General features: G+C 48.4%; 13 protein-coding genes and 1 pseudogene. 7 read left to right on the top strand and 7 right to left on the bottom strand.

The genetic code is table 11. The features are described 5' to 3' along the window. Positions 1 to 252 (top strand): transposase (locus tag Q5Y71_RS15615; protein WP_371877077.1); only part of this gene is annotated, 252 nt, incomplete at its 5' end. A gap of 326 nt (positions 253 to 578) precedes the next feature. Here the strand turns inward: Q5Y71_RS15615 and hdeA are convergent. Beyond that, complete coding sequence (gene hdeA / locus Q5Y71_RS15620) at positions 579 to 992, bottom strand: acid-activated periplasmic chaperone HdeA (protein ID WP_306043027.1); 414 nt, start codon at positions 990 to 992, stop codon at positions 579 to 581. A gap of 1,467 nt (positions 993 to 2,459) precedes the next feature. On the opposite strand from hdeA, the gene Q5Y71_RS15625 reads away from it, so the two are divergent. The 5 genes from Q5Y71_RS15625 to Q5Y71_RS17685 all read left to right on the top strand — a co-directional run bounded on the left by Q5Y71_RS15625 (position 2,460) and on the right by Q5Y71_RS17685 (position 5,600). Then, a complete protein-coding gene (locus Q5Y71_RS15625) occupies positions 2,460 to 3,293 on the top strand; it encodes an OmpW family protein (protein WP_306043028.1) in 834 nt (277 codons plus the stop codon). A 324-nt stretch (positions 3,294 to 3,617) separates the two neighbouring features. Then, positions 3,618 to 4,832: a site-specific integrase gene (locus Q5Y71_RS15630; RefSeq protein WP_306043029.1), complete on the top strand. Its 1,215-nt coding sequence runs from the start codon at positions 3,618 to 3,620 to the stop codon at positions 4,830 to 4,832. Between the two features lie 30 nt (positions 4,833 to 4,862). Beyond that, positions 4,863 to 5,027: a hypothetical protein gene (locus Q5Y71_RS15635; RefSeq protein WP_306043030.1), complete on the top strand. Its 165-nt coding sequence runs from the start codon at positions 4,863 to 4,865 to the stop codon at positions 5,025 to 5,027. 12 nt (positions 5,028 to 5,039) lie between these two features. Continuing rightward, entirely contained in the window at positions 5,040 to 5,456 is a 417-nt protein-coding gene (locus tag Q5Y71_RS15640; RefSeq protein ID WP_306043031.1) for a type II toxin-antitoxin system death-on-curing family toxin, read from the top strand. Positions 5,457 to 5,504: 48 nt separating this feature from the next. Next, positions 5,505 to 5,600 (top strand): SymE family type I addiction module toxin, encoded by a 96-nt coding sequence (locus tag Q5Y71_RS17685; protein ID WP_371877078.1) that lies wholly within the window; start codon positions 5,505 to 5,507, stop codon positions 5,598 to 5,600. A 261-nt stretch (positions 5,601 to 5,861) separates the two neighbouring features. On the opposite strand, the gene Q5Y71_RS15645 is transcribed toward Q5Y71_RS17685, so the two are convergent. From Q5Y71_RS15645 to Q5Y71_RS15670, 6 genes and pseudogenes are all read right to left on the bottom strand, one after another. Beyond that, on the bottom strand, positions 5,862 to 7,838 hold the full coding sequence (locus tag Q5Y71_RS15645) for a PKD domain-containing protein (RefSeq protein ID WP_306043032.1): 1,977 nt from the start codon (positions 7,836 to 7,838) through the stop codon (positions 5,862 to 5,864). A 615-nt stretch (positions 7,839 to 8,453) separates the two neighbouring features. Then, positions 8,454 to 9,797 (bottom strand): annotated as a pseudogene (locus Q5Y71_RS15650) (IS66 family transposase). A gap of 55 nt (positions 9,798 to 9,852) precedes the next feature. Then, on the bottom strand, positions 9,853 to 10,218 hold the full coding sequence (gene tnpB, locus Q5Y71_RS15655; protein WP_306043033.1) for an IS66 family insertion sequence element accessory protein TnpB: 366 nt from the start codon (positions 10,216 to 10,218) through the stop codon (positions 9,853 to 9,855). Continuing rightward, complete coding sequence (locus tag Q5Y71_RS15660; RefSeq protein ID WP_306043034.1) at positions 10,215 to 10,526, bottom strand: IS66 family insertion sequence element accessory protein TnpB; 312 nt, start codon at positions 10,524 to 10,526, stop codon at positions 10,215 to 10,217. The genes tnpB and Q5Y71_RS15660 overlap by 4 nt, the downstream gene beginning before the upstream one ends. Before the next feature lie 250 nt (positions 10,527 to 10,776). Further along, positions 10,777 to 11,229, bottom strand: coding sequence for a hypothetical protein (locus Q5Y71_RS15665; RefSeq protein WP_306043035.1), 453 nt, complete (start codon positions 11,227 to 11,229; stop codon positions 10,777 to 10,779). Beyond that, entirely contained in the window at positions 11,226 to 11,576 is a 351-nt protein-coding gene (locus tag Q5Y71_RS15670) for a hypothetical protein (RefSeq protein ID WP_306043036.1), read from the bottom strand. The genes Q5Y71_RS15665 and Q5Y71_RS15670 overlap by 4 nt, the downstream gene beginning before the upstream one ends. Between Q5Y71_RS15670 and Q5Y71_RS15675 the strand changes: the two genes are divergently transcribed. Next, complete coding sequence (locus Q5Y71_RS15675; RefSeq protein WP_306043037.1) at positions 11,570 to 11,710, top strand: hypothetical protein; 141 nt, start codon at positions 11,570 to 11,572, stop codon at positions 11,708 to 11,710. The genes Q5Y71_RS15670 and Q5Y71_RS15675 overlap by 7 nt on opposite strands. Positions 11,711 to 11,765 lie beyond the last annotated feature (55 nt).

An 11,765-nucleotide genomic window follows, 5' to 3' on the forward strand; every position in this document is an offset into this window, starting at 1 on the left:
GCCTGGGTGCTGTATGAACACCTGCGCGAGCAGCTACAAGACACCAAACTAGGCAAAGCCTTAATAGCCATCTTGCGCAATCGCTTGATCAAAGTTGGGGCCGTGGTGATCAAGAATACGCGCCGCTTTCGCTTCCTGCTGCCGACATTGCTTCCTGACAGAGAAATCTTTTGCAAGCTGGAAATGCTGCGGTGTGAAGCTGGCCGTGCAAAATTCGGGCTAACACTCTCAGTGAAACCCAACCCCATCTGACTGTTTAAAATTCAGACAACATCTCGCAGATCAGGTTGAAAGTCCTGCAGCCACTGGCAGCACAACCACTTACGATCCGCATACTTAAATCGAAGGGGGAACATCAACAACGGAGTTCTGTTCAAATGGAAAAACCCGGGGGGGATTCAAACCGTCTGGCCTACCAATTTCAGTCAACCGGAAAACCGATGATAGATTCTCAGTAAATAACAATGCCAACCCAACGTATAAAGCTTTCCGAAGGACCTTTATACTTTGGCCTGGCCCTTTGAGCTGGCTGAGCAAAGCCCGGCAAACGCCGGGCCGAGTGGTGGATAGAGCAATCTCTACTGCATCGTGTTGTTGCCGTTAGACCCACTATTATTGCCGTTACCGTTGTTCTTTTGCATGTTCATCATCTTGTCAGATTTTTTCTTATCGTGATGACCTCCCATCTTGCGCCACTCTTCCTTGAACTTGGTCCAGAAAGAATCATTTGGCGCCTTGGTACAAGCGGTGATAATCATCGGGGTCACCTTTTCTGTACCTTCAATATCCAAAATATCGCCCTCTTCCTGGTCGCGCTTTGAGAAAGCCGCAGCCCAGTAGACGGCCTTGGGCTTAAACTCGTCATCAATTGCCAGAAAGTCCGCACAAGTCCACTCCTTTGCCGACTTCTTGGAATGGGTTTCCGCAAACACAGCTGCAGAAGCAGTAAGACTGACAATTACTAAGGGAAGGATGTACTGCTTGCTTTTCACAATCATTTCTCCAAAATTTCCGGGAGTTTACTCCGTGAATTAACGACAGGTCATATCCAGTCTGCATGTTTCCTGAAAACTGTTGGATCTCGACACACCTATCACCACGAACGCCCCGGCGGGCTGTAAAGTGCCCACCGACCCAGCACTGCGACAGCGGAAACGCAAGCCAGAGCAGCGAATCTAAAAGGCGCCTGACCCATAGAAAGAATAGACGTATTTTTCATTTTTGAGACTATATCGTGAAGTTTTCCTTTTTAATGCCCTTGGCAAGCCACAACAAATCCGAAAGAGCTTCCCAGGCTCTTGCATAGAGAGCCATGACCAAACGGGGGGGAGAGAGCCTCTGAAGACCAGGCCCATCGCCAAGCAGTACACTCTTTTCATCTCAAGGCAACAACACAATGATTCTTATTGGTAAGCGCACTTGATTTGAATAGACCCATTCCTTTTTCCTATAAGCCCAATGCTTTATCTGACTGCAAGGTCAATAATTGTGCCTATTGGGTATCGCATGGAGTCCACTAAGGTCCATATATTTTCTGGGAGGTCATGGACGGGGGAGGGGTTGCGAGAACATAAAAGCTGCCAAGGTATGTCATTTCTCCATTGCATTGTCTGGATCGGTTGTACTGTAGCGTATATAAAAGTCGATACTATCACCCGTTGAATGACCCAAGGTAGAGAAGAGGCGATTAATGGGACAAGACAACTTCCCTTCCTGCTCCGAGTACATCTGAGGGTATTGGAAAATGACTGCAAAAAAACCCGCCTATTTCCTCTGAGTTCAGGCTTGCTAGAAGGTAGCTATCACTGTCAATGTACTCTGAGTCTCGCCAGGTTGGATCCATTATGTGCTCATCCTATAAAGTCTGGACTCTGCCATAATAATCTTGCTCGCCATAGTGACGCAGTAAACACCGGGAGGTCTCCCATCTCCAACTTATGAAATGGCCAAATTTGTCAGTCCACTTCAAACAAATATATCAAAGAGACATCGCCAAAGAGGCTTTACCTGCTCTGTCAATTGGAGCCTGGCCGGCGTTTAGTTAAGGGTCGTCTCCTCGCTGTGTCCAACGATGCGATATCGGCTCTATGAAACTATTTAAACGGTGGGTAAATTAGATAGCCACACCCTGGTTTATTCTCACTCAGAAACCGTACCAACACCATTTCATACCGCTTTTAGTCCCTGTTTCACAACCACATACACTGTGCTTTATTTATATAAACCAGTTTCCAGGAGCGGAATACTCTATACCAGAGGCGTATGGTTTTTCGTCCAATCGAATCTGTAGTAGGAAATTTATACGCCAAAAGATTACCTTCATGCCAGATAATAATAAATATATTTTTAGACGCCAACATTTGATCTTTTTTCTACACCCGTGATTTCGTGCGACTAGACTGACCATTGATTGGGCTGATTGCTATTAGATCTGCTGAATATGAATGGAGTTACCACAAATGAAGATGACGCGTATTTTAATCCCTGTAATGACGCCCCTCGCCTTAGCAATCTCTAGTGTCGCTTCGGCAGGACCCGCTGGCTATGCCCCACCTCCGCCGCCCACCCAGGAAATTAAGTTTCGTATTGGCGGAGCCTATGTCTCACCTAATTCCGACTATGTCACCTTTGCTGATGAATATCTCCTCTGGCCGGGGAACATATTTGACTGGGGTGCTTTTCGAGCCAATGTGGACCCGGATGAGGAGTGGGGCTGGTTTATTAGCGGCGAATGGAAACCAATGGATCACTTCAGTGTATCATTAAGCTACACCGATGGAGATCGCCACGATGGAGGCAATCGCAGACCCTGGCTTCACCGCTTTAACAATGGAAACTTTTTGGATCGCCATCACGGCGACTTTGCCCGCTGGGAGCCCGAATTTACGGCGCTATATCTAAACTGGTATCCTTTGGACCCCAGTTGTTTAGTGCAGCCTTACATGGGTGTTGGTATTAATTATACCGACTTTAGTGACGAGGACCTCAGGAACTGGGGATGGGTCGACCCGTTAACCACAGTATTCATTCCCTTTGCAGGTGACCTGAGCCTGGGATACAGCTGGGGATACTCCTGGCAGATTGGTGTTGACTTCAACTTTGGCCATGATAGCAGCTGGTTAATTAATGTCGCTGCTGTCTACTACGATGTAGATACTGATATTGAAGTTAATACCTTCTTTACCGATCCTGGCACCGGAGATATCTATTTTCACCGATTCGGCGGTGATTATCTCTATGATCCCTGGTCATTTAATATAGGTGTCGGCTACAAGTTTGATTTCCACTGGTAATCAAACTCGCTTCAAAAAAGGGCGCACCTGCGCCCTTTTTTATTTTTCCATCAACAGTAATCCTGTCTTCTCTTTAGCTATCCGATACTCAAAAGGGTATGCAATGACTATTTGAATTATAGGATTGACAGGCGCACGGCATCGATCTGAAAGTGGCGGTGAGGGAGTCCGCTTGTACACCTTCCAATACCATCCTGTAGCTTCCACCAAATCCTATTAAATACAGGGAGTTAGGGTTATATTACTTCCAAAATTATCCAAAGTCTACCCAGGAAATCCGCGACAAAGTGGGGGGCCAAGTGGGGGGCTACATTCAGGGGAAATATGGGAAAGCTAACTGTAAAAGAAATTGAAGGGATTAAGGCGCCAGGAAAGTATGATGACGGTGATGGTCTGCGCCTGATCGTTAGAGCCTCGGGAGCCAAAAGCTGGGTTCTACGCTACCAGCTTCACGGAAAGCGCCGCGAGATGGGCCTAGGCAGCCTGGATGATGTGGGCCTAAAGAAAGCGAGAGCTGAAGCCGGAGTGCAGAGGAAGCTGATCCTCCAAGGCGTGGACCCTGTAAACGAACGGCGACGTATTCAGCAGCAACAGAAATCTGTCGCGCAAAGCAAAAAAGCGCAAAGGGCCACCTTTAAAGATGTGGCCGACTTCTACATACAGTCACACCGCGAAGGCTGGAAGAGCGCCAAGCACGCCCAACAGTGGGAGAACACCCTGAAGCAATACGCGCACCCGGTTATAGGCGACAAGGCCCCCTGCGAAATCACCACCGACCATGTGCTAAAGATATTGAAGCCAATCTGGCTCGGGAAGTCGGAGACGGCGAGCAGGGTTCGCAATCGCGTTGAATTGGTGCTTGATGCTGCTAAGGCCAGAGGGCTTCGAGAGGGAGAGAACCCAGCCCGCTGGCGCGGCCATCTGGACAAACTGCTGCCGAAGCGCTCAAAGGTGCGGAAAGTAAAACACCACAGCGCCCTACCCTGGGCAGAACTGCCAGCGTTCATTCGGGAAGTCTCCAAGCGTGAAGGGCTGGCTTTCAGCGCCATTGAATTGACCATCCTGACTGCCACCCGCACCAGTGAGGCTCTGGAAGCGACCTGGGATGAAGTCGACTTCATCACCAAGACCTGGACAATCCCAGGCGAGCGAATGAAGGCGGGCAAGACGCATCGTGTGCCTCTGGCGTCGCCTGTGGTGGCTTTGCTGGAATCTCTACCCCGGATTGATGACAACCCGCACCTTTTCCCCGGCCAGCGCAAGGGGCGCCCCCTGTCAAATATGGCCATGCTTATGGCACTACGTCGCATGCAGCGAGATGACCTTACCATCCACGGGTTCCGATCAAGTTTCCGAGATTGGGCGGGAGAGGCCACTCCGCACCCGCGAGACGTTTGCGAGCAGGCCCTAGCCCACAGCCTGGGGGACTCTGTAGAGGCTGCCTACCGGCGTGGCGACTTGTTCGAGAAGCGAAGGACGCTGATGGCCGATTGGGCTGCCTATGCAACTTCCGCTCTCGCGGATACAAATTTCCAGTGATACAATACAAGGAATACGAAGGGAGGTCTCATGTCTACCTATACCATTCCAAAGGGTGCCAAAGAGCCACCACCAAAAATTGAAATAATTGACGGACGTCAAGTAAAAGTTGTACATCCGAAAAGTGCCAGCGCAACCAGTAAGCGCCTCATGGCCAAATACTCCCGAGCACTGGATATACTCAAAAACCGCTAAGGAAGTGCGCATATGGTCAATGTGGAAGACCTGAAGCACCTAACTGCAGGTGATGTGCAAAGCTACCATGACTACATCCTCGGCCATAGCCCTGGGCTGAAAGGTACCAAGCCGGGGATGCACGTCGAATCGCTTATCGGGCGGATTCATCACAATATCTTTTATGGCTCTTTTCACGGTATAGAAGAGGTCGCGGCACTATATGCTGAGGCCATAGCCAAAGGCCACGTCTTTAACGATGGCAACAAGCGAACGGCTCTGATTTCCATGCTCACTTTTCTCGAAGAGAATGATGTTGGTGTGGATACAGACCAGGAACACCTTGCCGAGTGGATCATTGATCTGGCAGATGGGCGAGCGACCCATAAGGAGTTCGCCCCCTGGCTAAAGACGCGCCTGCGGGGTAGCCTCCCCGCAGAGCTTGCTTAGCGATCTTGTGCACATCCATTAATGAAATAGCTCTGTGCCTGCAGTGCAATCAGGGGCCACTGGCTTGAACGGGCCGGCTTTGTGGTGGATACGCCGATCAAGGTCAGGGTCATGGAGGGGTGTTTGGTGTTGACTGCTGAATAGGTGTCTTAAAGACAAAGCCCCCGCAGAGGCAACCTGCCGGGGGTATACACATTTCTGTTAAAATTTGTGGACAATAATTGAGCGTCAGACTGAGAGAGTGTATTCCCATTCCCTCTGAAGGAATCAACAATGAAAGTGATGGGTATCAACTCGGCAGAAGTTCTCTGCCGAGCTTAAACACTTTGAAATTCCTATACATAAATTCCTATACATAAATTCCTATGCATCAAGGCCGCAGAAGCTCTTCGAAAATGAATCGCGTTATTCATAAATCCATTGTTCATCGACACTCGATATTGCCGAATACGCGTGTACGCCCACATACCAAACACCAGGAGTTGGATTGTTAATAACGCACGACTCCGTGCTGGTAGTAGTCCAAGAACGACAATTATATTCACTGGTGTTAGGCTCCAAACCAAACCTAACATACAGGTCAGCATCGCCGTTGCCGCCATTAGTGTTCACAGTTAATCTGACCGTCCCAGAAGGGATAGTAATAGCGTGAATGAACCACTGCTTTGGTTCCAGTGTAATATCCAGGTTACTGCCACTACTATCACCGGAGCTTACATACACTGTGCGCGTAATGGTATCGGTCAAATCGTCATTGTCCGTCACCGTAAGGGTCACAGAGTAATTGCCGCTATCGACATAGGTATGGCTCGGGCTAACGCCGGTACCGTTAGTGCCATCACCAAAGGTCCAGGCGTAGTTGACAATTTCACCGTCTCTGTCCGTTGATCCTGAGCCATCAAATGAACAAGCCTTTAGGTCGCAGCTATAATTGACGCTGGCATTGGGTGCATAAGGACCGGAACCGTCATCAGCTACTCTACCATCAATTGCTAATTCTCCCGTGTTGGCGCTATCCAACCAATGGCTCATTCCAGTATTGTTGGTACCACCACCGTTCCAACTGACAGCCAAAGCGCCATACCAATCGGACAAGTCATTACCACAAGCTGCACCTCCGCCATGCAGCTGGCCTATCACGCGTTGGTTTTGGTCAAACAATGGCGAACCAGAAGAACCTGGTTCTGTGGTGCCATGGTCCCAATCAATAACTCTAACATGAGTTCCATTAGCATCGGGAGTAGAGCTACCGTAAGCTGTTCGAGTTACCGGGTCATTTTCAAAGCTAATACGCTTTTCATCAACATTGGGGTGGTGGATAGCGACAGCGGAAATTGCCATTTCGGGACCGGCATTCCAACCCGATAAATAAACATTATGGTCCGGGTCAAATGGATCATCTAACTCCACTAGAGTAAAATCAGATGGACTGTAACTAGCACGAAAAATAGCACCTGTATTAAAGTCGTTTAATGAGCCATCTCCTGGTCCTCCGCTATCGCCACTACCCGGGGTACGGCAATAGCTATTTTGGTAATTCCAATACGTCACTAACGATGCCGCATTGTTGACATCGATTCCACAATGATTCGCTGTTAAGAAAAATCCTTTGCCATCGTTCATCGTATTATTAAGTGCACTACCGGTGCAAAATAATGATCCTCCCGTACTAATCGCTGCCACTGAGTTGATCTGATTTTGCCACAGAGCACCCTCTGGACACATTACGTCAACATTACAAGAACCGGACTTCAGCTTAACCTGCTCCAAAATACCCGCTACGCTGGAACCTAAATAACCGTGATTTACTGACGATAGATGCACACGTAAAAACGCAAGCTTGTGTGTGGGAACATTTACCTCTACCACCACAGAATCGCCCGGTAACATTGGCGTCCATAGCTGGCCATGCTCTTCATTATCCATCGCAGTAAATGGGCGAATAATATGTTTTCTATCAGGCGTATAAACAAATAACGCTCCCCCTTTAGGCATATAAAAATCTGAAAACCCAAGATTCAATGACAAAGCTCCTGGTGAGGTTATCCGTGTACGCCAGACTGACATCTCAACACCGTCATGTTTAGCCTTATCAAGAACTTGCCAGCGGTCTTGCGGAGAGATAGACACAGCAATAGGTTCGGCATATTTCAGTACCGGTGGAGCATTAACGTACTGTCTTAGATTTGCATCCCGGGCTAATAGCTGAGCGTTATCAAATCCTGGTAAGTCAACATTTTCCCACTGACTATCGGGGTTAGAGTCGGTTAATTCAGTGTAGTTAAATGTCAGTGGTTTTTCTGTATAAGAGCTAACATGCGTTGCCAAAAGCGTTAAGAAAAATACAATGACAGTAGAACGATAGCAATTTATTTTTTTCATATAGAGTAGATTCCTTTTTTTCCAACAAGTCTGAATAAACGAGCAGGAGCAATCCTAAGTGCGATAGCTAAACGATTAACCTTGGAAGAGGTCGAGAGTCATGGCTAATATCGATAAGCCTGCGATCAAAAATATAGTGCCACCATCAAAGAAAAATCCAGGAAGAAAGTAACGCCATCGACAATCTCAAGACCAGCACTAACTGAGGTAAAACCACTCCAATTCAAAATTCCAGCAAATATGCATCAAGAAATCAAGCAGTTTCTCCAATACATTAACTAGCTCTTCGTACTGTTCATTGCTTGTTTTCGTCTTCAGGTATCTCGGTGTCGTTAAATCGCTTTCTTCAAGACCAACGGTGTTCGGTTAAATCACGTATACCTCAGAAGCATTGACATCAGCTGGCGTTCATAGAGCTTCCGGGAGGCTTTCTTCCAAAAATAGTATTTTAGGAGTAACCGGTCATTGTAGGGTAACCGGTCATTGTAGTGCGTCATTCACCAATCCAAACCCTCACACTATTCTGGCCACCGTCAACAACACGGAGGCCAACCATGAGTTCAACAGACAACCACACTTTACGTCCGCGTCGGTCCGCACAACAATGGTAAGCGCCTAAGCAACCCCACTCTTGCTATTCCAGGGTAGCAATGCCTCAATCTGCTCCACGGTTTCTGCCTGGGGCAGTTGCGTAAACACCTTTCTGAGGTATTGATATGGCTCCAGTCCATTAACCTTGGCGGTCTCGATCAAACTGTATAGGTTGGCACTGGCTTTGGCCCCCTTTACGCTGGTAATAAAGAGCCAGTTTTTACGCCCTACCACAAAGGGTCGGATAGCATTCTCTGCCCGATTGTTGTCGATGGGATATTGTCCATCATCCAGATAACCGATGAGTCTTGGCCATTGGTTGTGTAGATACGCCAGAGCCTTGCCCAAGGTGCTCTTGGGTGGCGTCTTGGGCAAATTTTTTTGCAGCCAAATGTGAAGCTTATCTGTGACGGATTTGGCCCGTTGTTGTCGAGTTAGATGACGTTCATCTGGTGGGAATTTTTTACTGCGCTTTTCGATAGCGTAGAGTTTTTGGATAAAGGCCAGTGCTTGATCGGCTTTGCCCGTTTTCCCCTTGGATTGTTGACGCCGGGCGGCAATAAATTTCCTTCAGGCATGGGCCCAGCAGCCCAGGCGAGTCAGCTGTTGTTGCTCGCACACCCGCTGGTAGCCTTCGTAACCGTCCACCATCAAGGCAGCAAGGTATCCTGACAGCCGCTGTTCGGGAATGCTGGCATTGCGAGCCATCCAGTTGGCCAGGATGCTGCGACTCAGTTCAATGCCCAATCGTTGGAAGATCACTCTCTGGCGGTACAGGGGTAAGGCATCGACGTATTTGTTAGTGGCTACATAGGCCAGCAGGCCTGGGCTGGCAATACTTTTTTCAATGGGTTGCTTTGGTTTATCGGCTGTGACCAGATGCTTCTCACAGCAGGGGCAAGCGTACTTCTTGCGGAGGTGGCGTAGTATCTTGACCTGCGCTGGAATAATGTCCAGCTGTGTGTGGCTTTATTCTCCAATCACCTGCAGGGGAGTACCGTCGTGGGGACAGACCTTTTGATCATCCGGTAGGTCATGGATGATATCTTCACAAGGCAGGTTATCGGTAAGGCTGATGCGAGGGTGTTTGCGGCGGATATGGGCGTCAACGGCGGTGGTGCCACTGATATCTTCGCCTTCGGATTCCTCACAATCAGCCAGATCGCTTAACTCAGCCTCGTTAAATAAGCTCAGTTGATTGGTGGTGACCTTTTCACTGGAGGGACCAAATTGCTGTTGGCGCAGACTTTTGATGTAGTCTTCTAGCTGTTGGATGTAGGACTTTTGTGCATCCAGCTTCGATTCAAGAGAGGCAATCTGGCCTTTAATGCGCGTGTTTTCAGACTGTAAGCTGGCCAGGTTTTGCATGGCCGTATGTTACCAGAACAACCTGGGAAGCCCCACCAAAACAGGAATAAATTAGCTAAAAAACCGCCGTGTTTTGGGTTCCAAACTGCAGTACTTGATGTGGCTGCATTTGGAGGATGTCGTAACCGCGTAGTAGCCAGTCAAATTGTTCAGCTGTCAGTTCAACCACGTCATCCTGGTATTTGCGAGGCCACTTGAATTTATCTTTTTCTAGCTGTTTCTGCCACAGGCAAAAACCGGTGTGATCCCAGTATAGGACCTTGAGCTTGTCGCGGCGCTTGTTACAAAACACGAATAGCGCCGGATCAAATGGCGACAGCGCCATGGTCTGCTCCACGATTAGGGAAAGGCCATTGATGGCTTTGCGAAAATCCACCGGGCCACGATGCAGATAAATTTTAGGGGCTTGCCACTGAATCACACTGCCAGTTCCCGTACGAGCTCAGCCATCCATTCGGGAGAAATGCCACAGGGAAAGGTCAGTTCAATGCCCTGCCATCGCAGAGTGAAGATGTGAGCGTGCGTGGCAGGTAACACGCGGGCGGAGACGAAGGCAGGTTGACTGGATTCAGTTGCAACGGATGGCGGCGTCCACTGTAACTGCTTTTTGCGCAGGCTGAAATACTTGGGACAGAGCTTGTGCTGGCGGCAAAAGGCGGCTGCGGTAAGGTTGCTGGTGTGGTGCTGCGAAAATAGTGCCAACCACTCGGCGCGGCTTCGTTTGCTCATAGAGTGCTCCTTTTAAAAAGAGAGCACGCTACGACATATCGACTGGCTTGAGGAGAGTGGGGTTGCTTAGGCGCTTACCTACTATTTGAAGCGGTAGAGCGGCTAAGCGAGGAAGAACAGCAGATTATTCGCGAGCTGCTTGAGGGTATGATTGTGAAGTATGAAGCCCGGCGCTGGACCCAGGCCGGTTAACCCCCCAGCAGAGTCAACCTGCCAGGGAGTTGCACATCTCTGTTAAGGCTAGAGAGCCTTAATTGAGTGACTGGCGGCTTGCCCCGCCTTCATCAAATATTTCTATTTTTCGGCTTAAGGGATTTGCCGCCAGAAGCGTCTTTAAATTTTTCCAGCACTGCTCATCAATGTTCCCTACTTTTTCCCGCTCAAGTTGCCCACCTTCCATAAATTCTACGGTCAGCAATCCCAGACCACCTTTACCTTTACCGTAAGCCACTCTAGTAATATCGGGATAGTCCTTCGCATACGTCCTGCCGATAATTGATGAATCAAAAATTACACCATCACTTACAAAACGAACCCCTTTTTCTTGCACACCATTATCGAACTTTATCCAGATATATTTACTTTCTGGCCTGTACTTACAACTGGTCTGCTTATAACTCAATGTATTTGCCACAACCATTAACCCTGCAAAGCTGAGCACCAAGAATATACCTAATTTCAGAATTCTTTTTTTAATATTCATGGCCTTGGGATCTGCATTCCTAAATCAATGGCTTTATAGATAGCATGTGGCGTCGCACCAAAGACATCCGTGTTAAATGATGATACGCCAGCGGCACTTAGTGATTGCAATGCCGCTGTGACACAGCTACACCGGTATAGGTTATATTGATTGGAGTTAGCAAACCCATTCATAAACCTCAAAGCAGCATCATGCTGTGTTTGAGTGACTGATAAACTTTGCATAGCAATGCCACTTTCACCAGCAATCGCAGCTTCGTACAAGGCTATATCATTCTTTACGACACCTGGAACATCACTGGTTAGAACATCAGCGGACTTTTCAGCAGGATAAAACCCTCTTGCCACCACTGTTCCGTCAGGTGATTCACCCGCAATCGCTACATGACCTACTGGAGCGTTTTCGCTGGCAATTAAATGAAGCTTATACCCCTTTTGTGCATATCAATGCACTGATAAAGCTTGAAATGGCCAACAACTAACAGTTTTTCCATTTCATACGAATTTCATCAGCAAACTCATGATCTCCACGCGACC

This window comes from Microbulbifer sp. 2205BS26-8 (assembly GCF_030731025.1).
Classification (GTDB): Bacteria; Pseudomonadota; Gammaproteobacteria; order Pseudomonadales; family Cellvibrionaceae; genus Microbulbifer; species Microbulbifer spongiae.

Bases quoted from the DNA above. Each gene is read 5' to 3' on its own strand.
- Q5Y71_RS15635 (WP_306043030.1), top strand. From the start codon at position 4,863: ATGTCTACCTATACCATTCCAAAGGGTGCCAAAGAGCCACCACCAAAA.
- Q5Y71_RS15625 (WP_306043028.1), top strand. From the start codon at position 2,460: ATGAAGATGACGCGTATTTTAATCCCTGTAATGACGCCCCTCGCCTTA.
- Q5Y71_RS15630 (WP_306043029.1), top strand. From the start codon at position 3,618: ATGGGAAAGCTAACTGTAAAAGAAATTGAAGGGATTAAGGCGCCAGGA.
- Q5Y71_RS15640 (WP_306043031.1), top strand. From the start codon at position 5,040: ATGGTCAATGTGGAAGACCTGAAGCACCTAACTGCAGGTGATGTGCAA.
- Q5Y71_RS15665 (WP_306043035.1), bottom strand. From the start codon at position 11,229: ATGAATATTAAAAAAAGAATTCTGAAATTAGGTATATTCTTGGTGCTC.
- Q5Y71_RS15660 (WP_306043034.1), bottom strand. From the start codon at position 10,526: ATGAGCAAACGAAGCCGCGCCGAGTGGTTGGCACTATTTTCGCAGCAC.
- Q5Y71_RS15645 (WP_306043032.1), bottom strand. From the start codon at position 7,838: ATGAAAAAAATAAATTGCTATCGTTCTACTGTCATTGTATTTTTCTTA.